The sequence below is a fragment of the Lachnospira pectinoschiza genome (genome assembly GCF_020564355.1).
Taxonomy (GTDB): domain Bacteria; phylum Bacillota; class Clostridia; order Lachnospirales; family Lachnospiraceae; genus Lachnospira; species Lachnospira intestinalis.
This window is the reverse complement of sequence record NZ_JAJCRR010000002.1, coordinates 76,265-97,575: the sequence shown is the minus strand read 5'-3', so window position 1 is coordinate 97,575 and position 21,311 is coordinate 76,265. Positions and strand designations below refer to the sequence as shown.

Genomic DNA, 21,311 nt, shown 5'->3' with positions numbered 1-21,311 from the left:
GTTTGGAGGTTTACACAAACTTTGGGATACTCCCTTCCGTGGAAACTGTGGCTTTTCTTTTTTGTGTCACCGGCACAATCTTCTTTTTACCGACAGATTACTTGCCCTGTGACATCTGCTCTTCCTGTCTTTTAATCATCTTCTTAACCATGTTACCGCCAACAGAACCTGCTTCTGCTGATGTTAAATCACCGTTGTAACCTTCTTTTAAGTTTACACCGATTTCTGAGGCAACTTCCATCTTGAATCTGTCAAGTGCGTCCTGTGCTTCCTTCTTTGTTTTTGAATTAGAATTAGAGTTTGTCATAATACTGCACCTCCATGATATTTGTTTTAGATAAGAACTTTTTTCGTTGCTTATCTTGGTATTAGTATGTGCAGCCGTAAATCAATTATTATGACAATTTTTGTAAAAACTACGGCAGATAGGTTTTATAAATTTCAAAATCATCAAAAATGACGTGCCATTTGTAAGATGCCCCGGCTGTCAATGCAACATAGTGATGCCCGTTCTTTTGTGCATAGCTTACAAGGCAGTTTCCCGCCTCCTGCGTATATCCTGTCTTTCCTGCCATGATGGTCACATTCTCGACTTCATTACCATACATTCTGCTAAACATCGTACTGGAAAGCTTAATTCCCTCCGGGTGCTGAGCCGTCGGTGTCGTGGTATACTGGTACGTTGAAAGCACCTCTGCGCATGTCGGATTCTGCATTGCATACTGCATAATCATTGCCATTTCAACCGGTGTTGTATACTGCTGTTCGTCATACAGCCCCGATGCATTCATAAAATGTGTATTTTTCAAGCCGATTTCACTGCATTTCTGATTCATTAAATCCGCAAATGCTTCTTCTGAACCGGCTGTCATAATTGAAAGGGCTACCGCCGCATCTGCACCTGACGGCAGTACAAGTCCATACAGATAATCCTTTGCCGTAACCATTTCACCCGGATCAAATCCCGCCCGGGATGCCTGCTCACGCACCAGCGGGTCCAGCAGCTCATACGACAGCGCATAGGTCTGGTTTAAATCCTGAAGCTGCTCTACCGCAACAATCAGTGTCATGACCTTTGTCATGGAAGCCGGATAAATCTTTTCGTTGTATCCCCTTCCTGCAATTACCTGACTGTTTTCTACGTCGAGTAATGCAACATACGGACTTTTGACTTCTTCCGAAACGATTTCTTTATAATTTTCACTGACGGACGGATATTTGAATTTCTGTTCCGGTTCTGAAATCTGTGCCAGTGCCTGCATGGCATCCTGCGCCATCTGCTGTGAATCAATGCCATCTGCCTGGCCACCGCCTTCGCCGCAGGTTGTATACAAAATACAGCATACTGCAATTACGACGGCAACAGCAGCCGTTATCGCTCCCTTTATCATTTTTAAACGCTTCTGCCTTCTGCGCTTCATCTGCCTGGCATGACTTCTTCTCTCTCTATCCGCTCTTTTGGCTCTTTCGTAACTGTCTAAGTATTCATTTTCCATGATTCTTATGCCTGCTTTTCCAGATACTGCACAGATCGTCCGATTTCCTGTGCTTTTTCTTCACTTATCAGTAGTCTGACAAGTTCAAGTCCGAGTTCAATAGAAGCCCCCATGCCTCTTGCCGTTGTAATATTGCCGTCTGTCACCACTTTGACTGGTGCGGTAAGCACTTCTGCCCCTGTTAAATCCTTTTCAAAGCCCGGAAATGCCGTTGCCTTCTTTCCGTTTAATATGCCAAGGTGTCCTAAAATACTCGGTGCTGCACAGATTGCAGCAATCCGTCCGCCTTCTGCGTGGTGCTTTTCAAGCAGTTTCAAAAGCGGCTTACATTCATTATACTGCTTATGTCCGGGACCTCCCGGCAAGAATAAAACGTCTTCTTTACAAACCGGCTGAGCCTTAAATAATGTATCCGCCTTTACTGTAATATTCTGAGCCGAACATACTTGTTCATTTCCGGTAATGGATACCGTTTCCACTTCAATACCCGCTCTCCTTAAAATATCAATAACCGCCAGTGCTTCCACTGTTTCAAACCCATCTGTTAAAAATGTATATACCTTCATCCTTTTCCTTCCTTATCTATGCTTACAAATCCACTGGTATAAATCCTCAAATACATCTTCCTGTATCAGTTCATTGTGCAGCTCATGTCTGCAATCCTCATACAGCCGCAATTCCACATCGTAAAAATGCCTGCTGTAAGTCACAAACAGCTTTTTGACATCTCTGCCATAACCGCCCACCGGGTCTTTTGTCCCTGCTGCCAGTATCACCGGAAGATCTCTTGGTACTTTACGGATATTGGATACTTTCTTTACATAGGCAATCGTATCCAACAGTCCAAGATATCCGTTTACTGTAAACAGATAGCTGCATTTTTCATCTGCCACGTATTCTTTAATCACCTCAGCATTGCCACACACCCAGTCTTTATCCGTTACCGGATTGACAACTCTTGCATTGTAACTGCCAAACATCAGATGATTTAAAAACGGACTGCGGTAACGCTCACCCTTAATCAGTCTTACCAGTTTTGCCAGCAAAATTCCCGATTTTACAACAATATCGGGCTGATTGCCTGTACCAAGCAGCAATACACCGTTTAATTCATAGCCATATTCCGTAATATATCTTCGTGACAAAAATGATCCCATGCTGTGTCCAAGCAGAAAATACGGAACATCGGGATATTTCTTTTTCATAATCGCCGTCAGCTTATGCATATCTTCAACGACACAACGGCTTGCATTTTTTTCCGTAAAATATCCATAATCTTCCTTTGTCAAAACAGAATCACCATGTCCCAGATGGTCATTTCCTGCAACGACATAACCTTTTTTTGCAAAATATTCTGCCATCGCCGTATAACGTTCAATATAATCAATCATGCCGTGTGCAATCTGAATGACACCCTGCACGTTTCCTTCCGGCTCCCAGATTTTCACGTGGATGTGATTCTTATGGTCTGCCGATAAAAAATGTCTGTCTGTAACCTTCATATGCCGCCTCCGTTCTCATTTATTCTTTGCTTTATTCTTTGATGCTTTTTGCGCCCCACGGACTACCCGTCAGTTTTCCGTCATATGCAAGCTGCTCCACATCTAAAAATGCATCCTGTCCGATTTCTTCCACACCGGAATTAACAGACAATTCCAGCTTTGTACAGCCGTTAAATGCCGCATAACCGATTTTTTTAACAGAAGACGGCAGCTCCAGCTTTGTCAGGCTGCTACATCCTGAAAATGCATAATTACCGATTGCTTCTACCCGGCTGTTCAGCGTGATTTTTTCCAATACCGTGTTATCATAAAAGACACCCGAGCCAATGCTCACAACATTTTCCGGTACTGTATACTCTGTAAGGTTTTCTTTCACCGCAAGTAAAATATTATTGACAATAATTTCATTGCTGCTTTCCAGACGACTCTTCTCCCAGCGTGTATTGGTTACAACATGTGTCCCCACATTTTCCAGTGACTGTGGAAATGCAATGGTCTGTAACATGGTACAGTTTAAAAATACATTGTCACCGATACTTTTTACGCCTTCTTCAAATACCACTTCGGTTACATTGTAGTCATCACGAAATGCTTCTCCCGCAACTGCTGTTACCGTACTGCCGTCAAGCTGTGCCGGTATCGTAAGCTTAGAATCCGCTCTGCCTTTATCGGTCAGCCCCGTTATCGTAATGGTATCATCTTCGTTTTTTTCATACGTAAATACCGGTATTACTTTCTTATTTTTGCAGCCTGAAAGCGGCATCAGCATAACTGTTGCCAGCAGCAATACCATTGTCAAAATTGTCTTTTTTCTCACGTTTTTCCCACTCTTTCTTAATTCATTGCCCACAAGTAACAGTATGCCTGCGTTCTTGCCGCAAAATGCTTATTTTTCAATAAATTCTTTACTTCTTCTTTGGTATACCAGCCTGCCTGAATTTCTTCCATCGTAGACGTACTCGGCGCAAATGTGCCTGCTGCTGTACCGATCACAACAGCATTGGTTTCATTGGAAAATCCGATGGCGCTGTAGCTGTCATAAAGCTGGTCGGCAATCTCAACAATCTCAAGTCCTGTTTCTTCCCTTAATTCCCTTGCCGCCGCTTCCTTCGGTGTTTCACCACTGTCAATCAGCCCTGCCGGGAAGTTGTATACACACTCCCCGACAGCCATGCGGAACTCCTTATTTAAGAGAATTTTTTCACCACCGGCATCTGTCATAATAATTACAACGCCGTCTGTATGCGGATTATGCAAATCCTCCAGTGTCTTTAAATCCTTATTTCTGCTGATAATCTCATAGACCTTTTTCCGTTGATCCTGGGTTGTATAACTTACATTATACCGGTCAATAAATGCACCTTCATGCACCTTTTCAATCTTATCAAATCTCATACCTGTCCAAATCCTCTTTTAATCAGGTCATCCACCTGTTTTATTAATAAACAATGCGCCGCGCACTCCCGTTGCCACCCTCTCCCGCATTTTTTGCAGAAAAAAGCCGAAGTTAAGTGACAACGTTGAGGCGTTTTCTGCAAAAATGCAAGTCTAGCGGTGCATCGCAAATGCTTCCATATCTACAGATTCCAGATTTTCATGAACACCTCTGTCATCTGCTTCTGCAATCAGTGTGTCGCGGTCTTTCTTAAACTGCATCTCGCTTCTGTGCTGGCTCGGTCCGCCTACACATCCGCCTTCGCACATCATGCCTTCTACAAAATCTGCCTGAAGGCGTCCGACCTTCATCAATGTTAATGCTTTCTTTACTTCTGCCGCACCGGCACATTTTTCAACTGTCAGTCCCGATGTATCTGTGCCTGTTTCTTCCATGCTCTTTAACACTGCCGCTGTTACGCCGCCGCCGTTTCCGAAACGCTTACCGTATACACTTGCCTGCTGTGAATCATTTTCTTCCGGCTCAAACTGCACGTCTTTTGCACGCATCATTGCACGGAATTCACCGATTGTTAATACATAATCTGCATTGCCCTCAATGTCATTATCCTTGACTTCGCTCTTTTTGGCAATACAAGGTCCTACAAATACCGTTACCGTACCCGGATCCTTTGCCTTTAACATACGGGATACCGCACACATCGGCGAAACCGTTGTTGAAATGTTGTCTGCCAGTTCCGGATAGTGCTTGCGGATCATGTTGACAAATGCCGGACAGCAGGAGGTTGTCATCTTTTTGCCCTGCTCGTGTGCTTCGAGCCACTCTGCCGCTTCAGCCGCCGCTGTCATATCACCGCCGAGTCCGACTTCCACCATATCAGCAAATCCAATCTTTTTGCAGGCAGTACGAATACTTGACATTGTGATTTCCCTGCCAAACTGTCCCTCAATTGCCGGTGCAAACATCGCAATGACTTTTTTACCTGCCAGCATATCTTTTATAATTGCCACAATGTCGGTCTTTGAACCGATCGCACCAAACGGACATCTGTGAATACACTGTCCGCAGCGGATACATTTTTCTTCATCAATCACGCAGATGCCATTTTCATCCATGGTAATTGCGTTGACGGGACAGACTTTTTTACATGGACGGATTAAATCCGCAATCGCATTGTACGGACAGTTTTTTGCACACATGCCGCACTCCTTACATTTGTCCGGGTCAATATAGGCTCTGTCCCTGCCCATTGAAATTGCCCCGAACTTGCAGGACTGCTGACAGGCCTTTGCCATACATTTACGGCAGTTATCCGTTACAATATAGTGGGATAACGGACAGTCTGCACACGCAGACTCTATTACCTGAATTACATTTTTAGAACCACTGTGGTCACTCTCTGTCGGACATAAACCCTCCGCCAGTCTTACTCTCTGGCGGACGATTTCTCTTTCCTTATAGACGCAGCAGCGAAACTGCGGCTTCGGCCCCGGAATTAATTTATAAGCAAGTTCGTCTTTTTTCTCATCAAATTCACCTGCATAGGCAAGCTTTGCCACCTGATACAGAACTTCGTGTTTTATTTTTAAAATTGTTGCGTCATTTGTCAGCATAATTCTTCCTCTTTTCTACATATTATTGTTTTGATATATCCTTTGCCAATGGTTCAACCTGTAAAAGCATATTTCTGATGTCATCAAACACCGCTGTCTTTATGTTATCACTTTTTTCAATATCTTCAATACAAGAAAGCACTTTATCATAATATGTTCTGGATAACACTACAAAATCAGAAATTTTTTCCACTTCTTTCGTTGAATCCTGAATTGCATCTGCAATGTTGTTCTGCACCTGTCCGATTGCATCTGCCTTCCCTTTAATTTCCTCAAAAATGTCATGCGCCGAATTTACATTTTCCGTATTCTCGTCTAAAATCTGTTCTGACTCTCGCAGGGAACGGCTTAATTCTCCTGTGCCGTCCTCTACATTCTTGATTCTTTCACTGATAACCTGAATCAGATTTTTAATTTCGTCTGCAAGTTCACGAACCTGTTCCGCAACAACCGCAAACCCTCTGCCCTGCTCACCGGCTCTTGCCGCTTCAATTGAAGCATTTAACGCAAGCATATTGGTCTGGTTTGCCACATCAACGATTCCCTGTGTACACTCTTTAATTTCTCCGACTGCCTGCTCCAGATTCTGGAATGTCGTATCCATTACATGAAAGCTGTCTGTTACACGCGCAGAGTCCGCTTTTAATTCGCGCACCTTTTCCTGTGCCGTATCTACAGATGCAATAATGCCGTCACGCACACTGCTGAAATTCTCCGATGCATTCTGTATTCCCGAAAATGTATTTCCGAAATTCTGAATCTGTACAGATAACCGGTCCATCTCTGTTAAAACATTATCAAACGCCTCTTTAATCCCGACAATCTGATTGCTGACAACCACTTCTTCATCGGAAAGATTTTCAAAGCGCTCTGATATATAATTTGCCGTATAAATAATCGGATACGCCTTATCTTCCAACGAAATCTGCGGCTGTTTTACTTCCTGTACAGCTTCTTTTTGTTTATTTTTATGAAATAATCCCATATGTACCTCTTTTCTAACGTTCCTGTCATGATACCGCTCATCTGCCATTAAAGCTATTAGTGTTTACTCAAATACCACTGCTGACATTGTCTGATTCGTATGCTGTCCGTTATAATGCTCCCCCAGTCCGACAAGTCCTGCATGACTGCCAAGCTTTCCCATTTCTTCAAGATATTCGTTCACAAAACCTTTCTGCTGGAAATACAGATACCGGAACAGGCAGTTTACCGAAAATACGCCCGAAATCTTTGAAAAATCTTTATGGATACTTTCAATGGTTTCCTGTAAAATCTGCTTGTGATCTCCCGCCTGTAAAAAACAGATGTTATCCTTTGGGTTTACTTTTCTGTAGCAGGAAAAGCTGCCGTTTCCGGTACGCTCTTTAATCGAAATAATATAGGTTTCATCACCGATAACACGTCCAAGCGGATTTACCATGGTCTGTTCCGTAATATTTTCCGGCGAAATACCCAGTTCTTTTGTATAAACGTCTTCCGCCCGTCTGCCGTCAATTTCCTGAATCGTATAAGTACGCGGTTCAGACTTCGTAACAATATGCTTTACTGCATCTTTACGCAGATAAATATTTTCTTTATAAACCTTAACCCTGCCGGATTCATTTTTAACCAGTGCATAAGCGCAGGCATCTTCATAAACCTGTCCGTTACAGCATACCAGTCCTTCCCATGCCGTTCCGCCGGTCAGCTGAATCTTTTTGCTTTTCAGAACGGATTCCATCGTTGCCAGCACACATTCATCATTGCCGCTGCAAAAATCAATTAACACGGTATTATCCGCTGATGCACTGATATTTGTAACATTCTGCTGGAATTTTCTGATACATTTTACCGGCATTGTGGATACATCAGTAAAAACATCCGCTGCCGCACGGATTCCACCGGAAAATCCAACAACCATAACACCATTTTCAAGCACCTGTGTCTTTCCGTAAAACTGTCCCACACACCCAATACTTGGCACACCCGGAAACATTTCTTCCAGCTGTGATACGCTTTCTTTAAAACGTTCTTTACTGCTGTCAAACAGTATTAAAAACTGAGGATTTTTTAATCCTTCGGCAGCTTCTTTTATGCTGCCTGTTTTGCTCATTCCAACAAACTGCTCCATACGCTTATACCCCTTCTTTCGTTTTTATAAATTATTTTTTACTCACCGGTGCATTTATATTTTTTCATCACCTGTCAGCAAAAATGACTTTTTATATTCTGACTTTTATATCATATCATTGTTTATGTATCTTTACCAGTATTTTAAACACTGTCTTTGGGATTTTATATGACATAACTGCCCATTGCTTTATCCTGATATTTTGCGATTTCATCAAGGTATTTCTGTCCCAGAAGACTGATGGCAACACCTTTTCTATACAAATATCCAATTGACATTTCTTCATTGGATTTGAGTTTGACTGCACAGTATTCCGAACCGTTTAATTCCTCACAGATAATACCGGAACACAATGTAAATCCATTGAGTCCCACCATCAGATTTAACATGGTTGCGCGGTCATTTGCCTTAATCAGCCGCTTATACTGATAGGTGCTTAAAACTTCCTCTGCAAAATAAAAGGAATTGTAACTTCCCTGCTCAAAGGACAGGCACGGATACTCCGCCAGTTCTTCCATATCAATTTCTTTTTTATTTGCAAGCGGATGTCCTTTCCACATATATACATATACACCACACCGCAGAATTTCATGGAATTCCAGATTATACTCGGCAAAAAGCTTGGTCAGCACTTTCCGGTTAAATTCATTCAGATACAATATACCGATTTCACTGCGGAACGTTCTGACATCTTCAATAACTTCATACGTCTTTGTTTCATGCACTGCAAATTCATACTCATCCATGCCAAACTGTTTCACCATCTCCACAAAAGCATTGACCGCAAAGGTATAATGCTGCATGGAAACACTGAATTTTTTCTTTACTTTTTCTTTCTGTACATACTTGGATTCAATTAACTGATACTGCTCTACGACCTGTTTGGCATATCCAATAAATTCTTCGCCGTCCGGTGTCAGTAAAATACCGCGGCTGCTACGCCGGAACAGTTCCACACCGATTTCCTCTTCTAAGTCCCGTATGGCAAGCGACAGGCTCGGCTGTGAAATAAAAAGTTCCTTTGCCGCCTGATTCATGGAACCTGCTTCCGATACGGTAATCGCATATTTTAATTGTGTCAGTGTCATTGCTTACACCCCTTCACTTCCAAAAATATACTAATATTTTATCATTTTCATCTTTTTCTGTAAATTAAAAAGCGCAGTGTCTGTTGTATCTTTCTCTGTCTGACAGGGAAATTGTATACCATACAGCACTCCGCTTTTGATTGGATGTTTATTTACTTTTCCGCTTTTTCAAGCTGTCTGAGCTTTTCCGCCATTTCCTGTAACTGACGTCTGGCAGTTTCCAGTTCTTCTTTCTGTGTGTCAATGGTTTCCTGCTTTGCTTCCAATTCTTCTTTCTGAATATCAATTGTATCCTGCATTTCATCTATCATGTACTGCACTGTGTTTCTATCCAGTTGAATCAATTCCTTTGAAAACATTTCCATCACCTTTTCCACATTCTGACACATGACATAGATTTCTTCGTACATCTCTTTAAACTCCGGGTATTGACTGATTAATTCAATGATAATCTCCGGTTCATCTGTACTTAAAAATGTCAGCCACGCTTCTGTTTTATTCCAGCACCTGTTTGCACTGTTCTTACCGTTGCTCTTACCATCATTGTGGTAGATTCCGCGGAAAATGTCAAGCGGTATAAACACATATTTTTGCAGTAATTCAAGCTCCAATCCCGTGTCTGACTGCTGTTTAAATTTGTGAATATAGTTTTGGGGATATTCGTGAAATTCTTTGATACTTGTTTCAAAGAATACGATCGTATAGACGGATTTTATATCCTTATAACTGAAGGCTTTTTTCTTTTCGCCTTTGACCCTTTTATACTGTCTGAGCAGTAAATCCGAGGAATAACAGGCACTTCTCTGTCCCGGAAATCTGTACCCGATTTTCTGGACAGAGACATTGGCAAGACTGGTATCGGAAAGTTCAACCAAGATGTCCATAATCAACAGCGACTGTTCATCGGCAAGCCTCGTAGAATCGCCCGGAAGCACTCTTTTTATCGTAACACTCTGTCCTAACAATAATGATAGTAATTCATTGAGCCGCTCCGGTGTGTTTTCGGGATTCATGATTTCTTTAAAGAACGCATCGTATAAAATTTTGACACCTTTTACTCCCGTGCAGTAATCTAAAAATTCTTCCTGCTGTTCTTCATCCCATTCCCGATATTTTTCTAATAGCTTCGGATTCTCACAGATTTCCTGCTTGATGTCCTCCCGCTCGCGAATCATCGGAAAGTATTGTTTTAATTTACTTGTGCTTTTTGGCAATCGCATCGCCCCTCTCTTTCGCATTTTGTTCATCGTTCAATAACATTTATTAATATACATCGGTGCTTATAAATATTATTGATGTATTTACTATACTTCATATAATACCACTTGTCAATATATTTTTTCAATTATTTATATAATATCCCTAATTTCATATATCTTCTCAACTACATTGTTTCCATATGGATGCCCATTATCATTCGGATAATTCGTTACATCATCTGCCGGTACTCCTGACGGCTCTCCTGTCGTATATTTATTCGTATGCCAGATACCTGCATCACTCCCCGGTGCTAATACTGCCATTCCAAATGTGGTTATCTTTCCATCCATTTCCAGTGCTGTGCTGTCACCATTCCAGTATGCTGTTAATTTTTCTGAATCTGTTGTGACTTCTGTCGGAAATGCTAAATTATAATGACTGTCATATCTTCCATTTTCTCCTATATGTTCTGTAAATACTGCCCTGCCTAACCAGTGTGGTACATTGTAATAACTTGGTACTTCCAGTTGTGAGGTACTGTACTCACCTGATTCATACTCTTTTACTTCCATGTCATAGTATTCCATGAAATATCTTGCTGTGCCTAATTTATATCTGTAATGCTGTGATAAATATTCTGTGGTTTCTTCCTCTCAGGACTCATCCTTTACATCAAAATGGTCTATAACCATATAGCTCGGTTTAAGTCTTCCGTCTTCTGTATATTGACTTCTTGATTCATATATGTAATCTGCTGAACCATATTTTTCACGTATTAACTGCAATAAATCTTCATCATTATCACTCACTGTATAATACTCTGTTGTTGCAGATACATTATCTCCATTACTGTTGGTTTCTTTGACCTCTGTAGCCTTCTTACATATATCACCATTCTCCAGTCCTTTTGGTATTTCATAAAATGTCTTTTTGTGTTTCGTCACAGTTGTTTTTACTGTTGCTGCATGGTCATCTACAAGATACCCATTGTCATCAAGCACACTTGTTATCATCAGGGGTTCTACTACAAAAATCAGATTTCCATTTCTTCTTAATGTATTATAAACATTACTGCCCCAGTATGTTTCAACTATTGCTTTTAACTTTTCACCATTGTTTTCCTTTAAACCCTCTGTGATTTCATATGTATTTGATATGTAAATATTATTTCTTACATCTACATATTCTTTTTCAAATGGATAACTATTTTCAGTAAAAATACTTTCTGCTGTTTTAAATGCTGTTTCTTTACTTACATCCTGGTCATAATAATCACTTGCTATCTGATTGTATAAACCTGCCGACTGGCTTCCTAAAAAATCTATGGCATCAAATGTATTTCCTTCATACTCTCCCTGTATAAATTCATCAGCTTTTATATCATAAATATATGCCCTTACACTGTCTGCTCCCAGTTCACCTACATTAAATTCAGTATTATATGTAGGTCCAAGTCTTTCACTGCTTCCATTGGATTCTCCCTCAACAGTTCCAAGACTTGGAAGGTCTGTTGCATATACATTTGATATTGGCAGGATTGTTGTGATAAACAGTGTACCTGTTAATACAATGGATACTGCCTGTTTTATTTTTTTTAATATTCACCATATTTTCTACTCCTTCCCCATTTTCAATTAAAAATATTTTTTTTCTTTTGTATACTTCTCATGTTCTGAAACAGGATTTTTCTTTTGTTAAACCCTAAAAAAATTTGTTATCTAAAATTGAATCCACCATCTCCTGTATTATACTTACTCCAATCTATTCCAGAACCTTCATGTGCTTGTAAATGTTCATAATCAGAATTTGAACTACTGCTTTCTGATGTACTACTACTTCCACCACTACTGCTTCCACCACTGGTCACAGAACCTATTTCCCTTACTCCACCTGAACTTTCTGTTCTGCTTTCCAATTTCTGGTTTATATCATTTACATACTCTTCTTTCTGCTTTTTTATAACTTCCATTACTTCTTCTTTTGATGTGGCATCATCTATCATGTCATAATATTTTTCATTATCTATATTAGAAAATTTTGGAAGGTTCTCTTTCACTTCCTCCTTTACCTCTACTTCTTTCTGTCTTTCTGCTTCTTCTATCTCTACCTTTTTCTTTTCATATTCCTCATTCGTTCTTATCTCTTTTAACTCTGTTGTGTATTTACTTACTTCTTCCTCTCCTATATATCCCCTCTCTCCTATTCCCTCTATCAACTCTGCTTTTTCTTCTTCTATTGCTTCTCTTAATACTTCTGTTTCTTTTTCATATTCTTGTTTAATTGGGTCTAATTCTTCTTGGGTAGTTACCTTTTCTATTCTGGCAGTATAGATATCTTTGTTTTCTACATTCATGCCATCATTTTTTATGTAATTAATTAATTCTTCTTGTGACTGTATGAGTTCCTGTTTTATCTGTACTTCTTTTTTCTTCTGGACTACTTTGATTCCCAATATCAATGTGATAATGCAAAGTATAATGACTGCTGTTGTTATGATGATTGGTTTTTTCTTTTTCATGGCTTTCTCCTTTTTGAAAGACTGGTTTTATGGTACTTCATTATTTTATGATGTTGTGGTTTGGGTATGAGTGATTTGGGGATGTTGTGTTGCTTTTTTCATATGTATGTGCTTTATTTTTAATGTCATAACTACTTTTTGTAATGCTGTCTGCATATTACTTTCTTTTTTTACATGTTTTTGCATTCATAATAATTAATTTCATAATTATTATGAATATCAAAATCATGTCTTTTTTACGGTCGAGGTGTACTTACACTTTATCCCGGTCACTGTCTTGTGGGATTTCATATTAATAGCTTTTTTTACAACATCTCCCATAATTTCTTTGTTTTTTAGCATTTATCCTGTATAAAAATTGCATTTGTATTTTACAAAGTCCTGCAACATTCGCGGCTTTTTATTGCCGGTGAATGTTACAGGACTTTTCACTTTTAATACAATACGTTTAGTTTATCTTTCAACTAACTATTAATTGAATCAATTGAATATTCCCCTACAGGAAATTCTTTTAAATCGTTACTAATATTAATAATCATTAACTTTTCGCTGCAATTATTATCTTCTCCTAACAATTTCATATTGAATGCAATACACATTTCATTATGTATTGCATCCTCCATAAAATCATCCTCATCTTCTTCCATCTGTACTGCAAATCGAATTTTTTCCTGACTATTCGGAAGCATATTAACTACACATTCTTTTTCTGTTTTTTCATCTGCTACCATATACAGTCTGGCATACCGTAATGGTTCAGAATCATCCGGTTTTTTATAGTACACTTTCAAATTACTAATTTTTATACTTTTTACTAAGCATTTACCAATATTATTAACATCAAACGAAAATACATAGCAACTATCAGCATCTTCTTCATAAGTGTCTTCTACATAATCAAATGTGTTATATAAACCTGTATATTTATAATCGTAATGTTTCACTTTCACTATATTTTTCACAAAATCTATAATAGGTACATCAGCATTTTTATTCATATCCTGCAATATTCTATTTGCTTCTTGCGTATTATCAGACACCTCTTTAATATTTTCTCTAATGCCATCCACTTTCTGTATCACTATTTTCTCCCCTGTCGTAACCTCTGACATTAATGACTTCATATACTCTGTAACAAACTTTTTATATTGTTTGCATAATTCTTCTTTGTCAACTTCTTTAAAATTTTCTGAATTTTTCTGCAATTCTTGGTATGTTCTTTCAAACATATCATTCAGCTCATCTTCACTATATACACTTGAATCTGATTTCCAATTTTCTATAAATTCTTTTAACTGTTTCTGATTCGCACCAGTGCCTTCTTTCTCTGCCTGTGTAAGTGCTCTGCAATAATTCCATTTTTCAAAAAAAGTTTTTGTAACAGCCCCCAGCATTGTTCCGGTTAGCTGTTCGATGCCGTCTTTTGTAAAATCCTCTGCACATTCTTTAATAAAATCATCTGATAATACTTTTTTTAAAACTTCTTTAATTGACTCCATATCTAATCTCCTCTCGTCTGTCTGTATTTATTTTGAATTATCAACTTGTAAATATAATCTCTACTCACTCCCTCTTTCATTACAACCAATGTTAATGTATACACAGTATTAGTATACTTGCTATTTTTTACCTTTTTGCCCATTATATATGAAAAAAAAAAAACAACCTATAATAATAGTTTTTCTATATATTTACACACCTGCCACAAAATTCACAAAAATCCACAGAAACAGCCGGATTTACACCTGCCGTTCCTGTGGATTTTCGTTCTTTCTATATTCTTTCCGCCATTTCCCGATACCGCTGATACCGTCTGCCGGCATCTTCCTCTGCCTTTGCAAACAGCGCCTTCGCTTCCTTAGGATACTGCGCTTCAAGCACCGCATAGCGTAACTGGCTTCTTAAAAATTCCGTAAAGGAAGCCTTTGGCGGTCTGGAATCCAGTGAAAACGGATTTTTCCCTTCCTTTATAAGCTGCGGATTATACCGGTACAGATGCCAGTATCCGGCATCTACCGCCTGTTTCATGCTTGCCATGCTCTTTCCCATGCCCTCCTTAATACCGTGGCTGATACAAGGTGCATAGGCAATTAACAGGGAAGGACCATCATACCGCTCCGCTTCCAGAATCGCTTTTATCGTCTGGTTTTTATCCGCGCCCATGGCAATCTGCGCCACATAGACATTGCCGTAGGTCATCGCCATTGCGCCGATATCTTTTTTTGCCGTCCTTTTACCGTCGGCGGCAAATTTTGCCACGGCTGCTGCCGGTGTGGACTTTGATGCCTGCCCGCCGGTATTGGAGTAAATCTCCGTATCAAAGACAAGGACATTCACATCTGCACCGCTGGCAAGGACGTGGTCTAATCCGCCGTACCCGATATCGTATGCCCAGCCATCCCCGCCAACAATCCACTGTGAGCGTTTCACCAGAAAATCCACCCGCTTCTGAATTTCCGACAACCTTTGAATCTGCCGTAACGTCCGTTCTGCCTGTTCCGATACCGCCACCGGTACATCTGACCGCGTTACCGCCTCTTTCAACCCCTGCGCCAGCTTCTCACGCACCTCTTCTGCCGCCGCAGTGCAGGCTGTTGGATTATCACGCACTGCAAGCCAGTGTTCCAGCGCTTCTGATATCCCGCTTCCGCTGTCTGCAATGCCGTCATTTTCCACGCCGCTTTCACACTCCCTGACAAATTCTTCCGCCAGCCGTATCAGCGTTTCCCGCTGTTTTTTTGCACCGAGCAGCATACCGTAGCCGTATTCCGCATTGTCCTCAAACAGGGAATTTGCCCACGCAGGACCTTTTCCGTTGGCATTGCACGTATATGCCATGGACGGTGCGGAAGCACTCCAGATTGAGGAACAGCCTGTCGCATTGGCAATCACCATGCGTTCCCCGAAAAGCTGTGTCACAAGCTTCATATACGGGGTTTCACCACACCCGCCACACGCACCGGAAAATTCCATGAGCGGCCGTGCAAACTGACTGCCTTTGACCGTTTCTTTGGTCATCAGCTCCGGCTTATCCGCCACCGCACTGACAGCAAACGCCCAGTTGTCTGCCTGTTCTTTTATCTGCTTTGCGGCAGGCTGCATGACAAGCGCCTTTTCCTTTGCCGGGCAGATGTCCGCACAATTGCCGCAGCCTGTACAGTCGAGCGGACTGACCTGTATCCTGAACGTATGTCCTGCAAGCTCTTTTCCTGCCGCCGCCTTGCTTTCAAAATTCTTTGGTGCAAGCGCCTGTTCCTTTTCATTTAACAGAAACGGACGGATACACGCATGCGGGCAGATATACGAACACTGGTTGCACTGGATACAGTTCTTTTCAATCCATTCGGGAATAAATGCCGCAATACCGCGTTTTTCATATGCGGTTGTACCGGCAGGAAATGTGCCGTCCGCCAGCGGATAAAAAGTGCTGACGGGAAGACTGTCCCCCTTTGCCTTTTCCATAGGTCTTAAAATGTTTTCAATAAATTCGGGTTCCTGCACATTTTCCCGTTCTTCTCTTGTGGACTGGAGCAATTCAACAGGCACAAGCTTTGTTTCCAGAAAACCGTATTCTGCCGCCTTTATATTTTTTTCCACAATGTCTGCACCTTTTTTTCCGTATGCCGCCTGTATGGAATTTTTCAGACAGGCAAGTGCTTTTTCCTGCGGCAGAATCCCGGTCAGATGAAAAAATGCGCCCTGCATAATCATATTAATGCGGTTTCCCAGTCCCAGACTGTGTGCCAGCTTTCCCGCATCAATCAGATAGAGCCGTGCATTTTTTTCGATCAGCGCATGAACCATTTCTTTGGGCAGTTTTCCGCCAATCTGCTCTGCGCCATACTGCGTATTCAATACAAATATGCCGTTTTCTTTCAAGCCTTCTGTCAGGTCGTATCCGCTGTTTAAAAAGGATTCATTGTGGCAGGCGATATAATCTGCTTCCTGTATCAGATATTCCGAACGGATCGGTGTATCACCAAAACGCAGGTGGGAAACCGTAAGTCCGCCCGACTTTTTGGAATCATACGAAAAATATCCCTGCACATAGGGCTTTGCATATTCCCCGATGATTTTGACCGCCTGCTTGTTTGCACCCACCGTGCCGTCCGAACCCAGCCCCCAGAATTTGCACTGCATAAGCCCTGCCGGTGTCTGTATCGGAAAATCCGGATGAACGGCAAGCGAATGATGTGTCACATCATCTTCAATTCCGATTGTAAAATGATTTTTCGGCTGTACGTCCGTCAGGTTGTCAAAGACTGCGGCAATCTGCGCGGGTGTCGTATCCTTTGAGCCAAGTCCATACCGCCCTCCGATAACCAGCGGTGCATTTTTCTTTCCGTAAAGCGCGCCGCAGATATCCAGATACAGCGGTTCTCCAAGTGCGCCCGGTTCTTTTGTCCGGTCTAACACGGCAATCCGCTTCACGCCCTCCGGCAGTTCCTTTAAAAAATCTTCTGCACTGAACGGGCGGAACAGATGCACCTGAATCATGCCGTATATACCACTGTTGTCCTGCATGATGTCGTCCTGCATACCGGAACTGCCGGTATCACAATCCGTATCTGCACAGTTCATCTGCGGCAGGATTTCCCGTATGGTTTCACACACCGAACCCATGGCAATTACTACGTACTTTGGATTTTTAGCACCGTAATACTGGAAAAAGCGGTATGTTCTGCCGGTTCTTTTCTCAATCTGTGCCATATATTCTTTTATAATTCCCGGAATTTTTTCATAAAAAAGATTCGCAGCTTCTCTTGTCTGGAAATAGATGTCCGGATTCTGCGCCGTTCCGCGCATAACCGGGTGATTTGGTGACAGCGCGCGTTCCCTGAACGCCTGCACCGCTTCTTTGTCAAGCATTTCTTCATAATCTTCATAGGACAATGCTTCTATCCGCTGGATTTCGTGGGACGTGCGGAAGCCGTCAAAAAAATGGATAAAGGGCAGTCTTCCTTTGACTGCCGATAAATGTGCTACGGCAGCAAGGTCGCAAACTTCCTGCACCGATGACGATGCGAGCATGACACAGCCTGTCTGGCGTACTGCACAGACATCCTGGTGGTCACCAAAAATGCTAAGTGCCTGTGCCGCCAGCGCACGTGCGCTCACATGCAGTACCCCCGGCAGAAGTTCTCCCGCCATTTTGTAAAGAGTCGGCTGCATTAACAGCAGTCCCTGTGATGCCGTAAATGTGGAGGCGAGTGTTCCCGACTGTAAAATGCCATGCATTGCGCCTGCCGCTCCGGCTTCGGACTGCATTTCCACCACATCTGCCGTTTCATCAAAAATATTTTTTCTGCCCTGTGCTGCCCAGTTATCCACCGTTTCTGCCATCGCCGATGACGGTGTAATCGGATAAATCGCTGCAGTCTGTGTAAATGCGTAGGCGGTATAAGCGGCGGCAGTATTCCCGTCTACGGTCATAATTACTTTTCCCATAACATCCTCCATTTATAACCGGCTGCCGTTATCCACCCATTCTTTGGCATGGAGGGCAGCATTTTCATCAATCACCGGAACTTCCGCCGCCGTATCTGTTTGTTTTATATCGTTTTGGGCTGTATTTTTTTCACCCGCTCTTTCCTGTGTACTGTGTAACCGTGCATTTTTTCTGCCGTCAAGTGCCTGCTGAATGTCTTCTTTCATCGCATTGCTTCCTTTCGATGTTTTTATGACATTCAGTATTGCCTGTGTGCCGCCGATTATTCACCATTTACGGCTTATTTTCTCCGTATCCTGTGGAACTGCGGCTTTACTGTGATTTCCGTCACTACCAGCCCCTCTCTTTGTGCCAGTGCAAATGCCGCCGCTTCCGCCACTTCTTCGGGCAGCAGGTATGATGCTTCTTCTTCTCCTTCACAAAAGTCTGCATTGCGGTACAAATCGGTCTTTGCCATATCCGGCTGTATCGTAATCACCCGCACACCGTATTTGCGCACCTCGTCAAACAGGCTCTTTGCAAAGCCGGACAGCCCTGCCTTTGTCGCACCGTATGCACAGCCGTGCGGATTGGACTGCGCTGCCGTAACAGAGGATATATTTAAGACTGTCCCCCTGTTCTTTTTTAATGTTCGCAAAAGCTGCTGTGTCAGAATCATCGGTGCTTCCAGATTCGTGCGCACCATTTTCTGAATCTTTTTCGGATTTAATTCTTCATGCAGACCGTAATAACCGACCCCCGCATTATTGACCAACACCGTGACACGGTAATTCTTATCAATCTCTTTAATATGCGCACACAATGCCTGCGTGTCCGTAATGTCACAGACCACCGCATGAAATTTTTCCGGCTGTTCTTTGCAAAACTCCTGTGCTTCTGCTCTTTCAAAATTTCTTCCAAAACCAAAAACTTCATACCCATTTTTGACAAGCATACGGCTGAGTGCCAGTCCGATTCCGGAAGACGATCCCGTTACAACCGCCGTATCTGCCACATTTGCCATATCCGTGTTCTGCTCTATTCTTCCCATAAAAATATCCTTTCTTTTGGCAGTCTTTTTTCAAGCTGTCCGGTCAGAAATCCCTCCATGCGCGTCAGCAGTTCCGGCGGATACTGATACACACCGCCCACATTGGTATACGGAAACTGCACCACTGCCGCATGCGGCTCTTTCTTCCGCATATTTTTTAAATATTCCTTTGAAATGCGGAAACTTCCGACACTTACATCCACCAGCCGTTTCCAGTCAATCTGTTCGTCAACGCATTGAAGCATTTCTGCATAAACATTTTCCCAGTCCTTACAGTAAATCATCGGGTCAAATGCCAGACGCACGGAAAATCCCCGCTGTACTGCTTCTGCCGCACACGCAATCCGCGCCTGCATATCCGGCGTAAAATGTTCATATGCCGCAATGACCGGCTGAGGCGACATGGTAAATGCAAATATTACCCGCTCTGTGACTGCCTGCTGTTTAAAATAATGCACATTGGCGCTTTTTGTCCGCACTTCAATTGTAAGATTTTCATGTTCCGTCGTAAACCGCATCCACTCTGCCGTATAACCGATGACCGGTTCGACCGCAAGCAAATCCGTATCATACGACACACACAGGTAAACGCTGTGCTGTTCTAACAAACGCTCCACTTCTGCAAAAATGTCTTCTAAATTTACAAATAGCACTACATTTGCAGAAGGATACATGCCTTTCAGATAGCAGTATTCGCAATCGTAAATGCAGTTCATCATGCAGGACGTATAATAAAACCAGTGATTACCAAAGCTTTGGCAGACCGGCGCGCCCTGATAAATGAGATTGTTTTTCTTTTCTGCCAGAATGAGATTCTGCGTTTTATGCTGTCTGACCACGCTCTGTCCCCTGCGGCAGAAGACATCTTTATAATGATGTACCGGTATCACCTGTGCCTGCGGAAAGCGGGACAGAATTTTTTGTGTTCTCGGATGATTCCAAACCGCTTCTTCCACATAAATATGCGAAAACCGTCCGTTATAACAATTCTTTTCTAAGCTGTTCAAGACACCGCTTCCCTTCTTTTTTATCCTTGCACGGCAGACTTCCTGCCGCATAACCGTCCCGGATTATGTCTTCATAATCTATACCCGATAACCGGCAGTACTTTAACAGCTGGAACAGTTCTGCTTCCATGACGGCGGAACAGTGCATATCATGACTAAGACGTTCTGCCTGCCGCTGTTCCTCTTGTGATAACACCTGCTGTTCCCGCGCATAATCTCTTTCTGCCGCTGCAAACCGTTCCACGGCTTGCGCAATCTGTCCAATCTGTGCCTGCACCAGTTCACGCACGGTATCTGCGGACATTTTTTCCTGTACACCGTTATCGGATATGATTTTTATAAAAAACATCTGATGCGGACCGAAAAAATGATGTGCCGCCTGATACCCCGCCGCCGCTTCCATGTCATATAATTCTATATTATATAATTCCGTGTCACATAATTTCACCGGATTTGCCGTATCCGTATTTTGCGGCATATCCGCTTTCTGACATACATGTTCCTCTGACACACTTGCTTTCCGCCGCACGTTCATTCCTGTTACAACCGCAGCTTCGGGAAACGGATGCCTGTATAAAATATCCGGGTAAAATGTCTTTTGTGTCGCTTCTTCCGTAATTTTGCTGCACAGATAAGCCACACCTTTTTTCTGTTCTGCGCCTGCGCATATGCCGCACTGCACAAAGATATCTCCCGCTTTCACATGTCCCATTGCACAGACAGCCGCGACAACTGTCGCGGCTGTAATTTCTCCCGTTCCCGTAATTGTAAGGCATATCTGCTGTTCCTCACAGCGATACATTTCAAACGGAAGGGAATTTATTTCTTTTTTCATTTTGTAATACTGCAAAAACGGATAGGCTTCATCATACAACGCTGTAAATAAATAAATCATCGCT

Annotated in this window: 20 protein-coding genes; all 20 read right to left on the bottom strand. The window is 42.2% G+C overall.

All coding sequences use genetic code 11. From position 1 onward, the window contains the following. Nucleotides 1-97: 97 nt before the first annotated feature. Nucleotides 98-307, bottom strand: a complete 210-nt coding sequence (locus LI288_RS03775) for an alpha/beta-type small acid-soluble spore protein (RefSeq protein ID WP_022433087.1) — start codon at nt 305-307, stop codon at nt 98-100. A 109-nt stretch (nt 308-416) separates the two neighbouring features. Then, entirely contained in the window at nt 417-1,496 is a 1,080-nt protein-coding gene (locus LI288_RS03770) for a D-alanyl-D-alanine carboxypeptidase family protein (protein WP_227089490.1), read from the bottom strand. Nucleotides 1,497-1,501: 5 nt separating this feature from the next. Next, nucleotides 1,502-2,062 carry a DJ-1 family glyoxalase III gene (locus tag LI288_RS03765; protein ID WP_227089489.1) on the bottom strand — a complete coding sequence of 187 codons (561 nt, stop codon included), beginning with the start codon at nt 2,060-2,062 and terminating at the stop codon, nt 1,502-1,504. A gap of 12 nt (nt 2,063-2,074) precedes the next feature. Beyond that, nucleotides 2,075-2,998 carry an alpha/beta fold hydrolase gene (locus LI288_RS03760; protein WP_022433084.1) on the bottom strand — a complete coding sequence of 308 codons (924 nt, stop codon included), beginning with the start codon at nt 2,996-2,998 and terminating at the stop codon, nt 2,075-2,077. Nucleotides 2,999-3,029: 31 nt separating this feature from the next. After that, nucleotides 3,030-3,815, bottom strand: a complete 786-nt coding sequence (locus tag LI288_RS03755; RefSeq protein ID WP_227089488.1) for a leucine-rich repeat domain-containing protein — start codon at nt 3,813-3,815, stop codon at nt 3,030-3,032. A 17-nt stretch (nt 3,816-3,832) separates the two neighbouring features. Then, nucleotides 3,833-4,393 carry an NUDIX hydrolase gene (locus LI288_RS03750; protein ID WP_227089487.1) on the bottom strand — a complete coding sequence of 187 codons (561 nt, stop codon included), beginning with the start codon at nt 4,391-4,393 and terminating at the stop codon, nt 3,833-3,835. A gap of 153 nt (nt 4,394-4,546) precedes the next feature. Further along, entirely contained in the window at nt 4,547-6,007 is a 1,461-nt protein-coding gene (locus LI288_RS03745) for a 4Fe-4S dicluster domain-containing protein (protein WP_022433081.1), read from the bottom strand. A 22-nt stretch (nt 6,008-6,029) separates the two neighbouring features. Next, on the bottom strand, nt 6,030-6,992 hold the full coding sequence (locus LI288_RS03740; RefSeq protein WP_022433080.1) for a methyl-accepting chemotaxis protein: 963 nt from the start codon (nt 6,990-6,992) through the stop codon (nt 6,030-6,032). Between the two features lie 63 nt (nt 6,993-7,055). After that, the gene (locus tag LI288_RS03735; RefSeq protein ID WP_227089486.1) at nt 7,056-8,120 is read right to left on the bottom strand and encodes an FIST signal transduction protein; all 1,065 of its coding nucleotides are present in this window, start codon (nt 8,118-8,120) and stop codon (nt 7,056-7,058) included. Between the two features lie 164 nt (nt 8,121-8,284). Continuing rightward, entirely contained in the window at nt 8,285-9,208 is a 924-nt protein-coding gene (locus tag LI288_RS03730; protein WP_022433078.1) for a LysR family transcriptional regulator, read from the bottom strand. Nucleotides 9,209-9,360: 152 nt separating this feature from the next. Further along, the gene (locus tag LI288_RS03725; protein ID WP_227089485.1) at nt 9,361-10,428 is read right to left on the bottom strand and encodes an Rpn family recombination-promoting nuclease/putative transposase; all 1,068 of its coding nucleotides are present in this window, start codon (nt 10,426-10,428) and stop codon (nt 9,361-9,363) included. Between the two features lie 129 nt (nt 10,429-10,557). Beyond that, nucleotides 10,558-10,995 (bottom strand): hypothetical protein, encoded by a 438-nt coding sequence (locus LI288_RS03720; RefSeq protein WP_227089484.1) that lies wholly within the window; start codon nt 10,993-10,995, stop codon nt 10,558-10,560. Between the two features lie 66 nt (nt 10,996-11,061). Next, the gene (locus LI288_RS03715) at nt 11,062-11,421 is read right to left on the bottom strand and encodes a hypothetical protein (protein WP_227089483.1); all 360 of its coding nucleotides are present in this window, start codon (nt 11,419-11,421) and stop codon (nt 11,062-11,064) included. 701 nt (nt 11,422-12,122) lie between these two features. Next, entirely contained in the window at nt 12,123-12,926 is an 804-nt protein-coding gene (locus LI288_RS03710; RefSeq protein WP_227089482.1) for a hypothetical protein, read from the bottom strand. A gap of 464 nt (nt 12,927-13,390) precedes the next feature. Then, the gene (locus LI288_RS03705; protein WP_227089481.1) at nt 13,391-14,425 is read right to left on the bottom strand and encodes a hypothetical protein; all 1,035 of its coding nucleotides are present in this window, start codon (nt 14,423-14,425) and stop codon (nt 13,391-13,393) included. Nucleotides 14,426-14,699: 274 nt separating this feature from the next. Continuing rightward, complete coding sequence (gene nifJ / locus LI288_RS03700; protein WP_227089480.1) at nt 14,700-18,374, bottom strand: pyruvate:ferredoxin (flavodoxin) oxidoreductase; 3,675 nt, start codon at nt 18,372-18,374, stop codon at nt 14,700-14,702. Between the two features lie 12 nt (nt 18,375-18,386). Then, nucleotides 18,387-18,581 (bottom strand): hypothetical protein, encoded by a 195-nt coding sequence (locus LI288_RS03695; protein ID WP_022433073.1) that lies wholly within the window; start codon nt 18,579-18,581, stop codon nt 18,387-18,389. Nucleotides 18,582-18,655: 74 nt separating this feature from the next. Then, the gene (locus LI288_RS03690) at nt 18,656-19,405 is read right to left on the bottom strand and encodes an SDR family NAD(P)-dependent oxidoreductase (protein WP_022433072.1); all 750 of its coding nucleotides are present in this window, start codon (nt 19,403-19,405) and stop codon (nt 18,656-18,658) included. Next, on the bottom strand, nt 19,393-20,412 hold the full coding sequence (locus tag LI288_RS03685) for an SPL family radical SAM protein (RefSeq protein WP_227089479.1): 1,020 nt from the start codon (nt 20,410-20,412) through the stop codon (nt 19,393-19,395). The genes LI288_RS03690 and LI288_RS03685 overlap by 13 nt, the downstream gene beginning before the upstream one ends. Continuing rightward, complete coding sequence (locus LI288_RS03680) at nt 20,384-21,307, bottom strand: hypothetical protein (protein ID WP_227089478.1); 924 nt, start codon at nt 21,305-21,307, stop codon at nt 20,384-20,386. The genes LI288_RS03685 and LI288_RS03680 overlap by 29 nt, the downstream gene beginning before the upstream one ends. Nucleotides 21,308-21,311 lie beyond the last annotated feature (4 nt).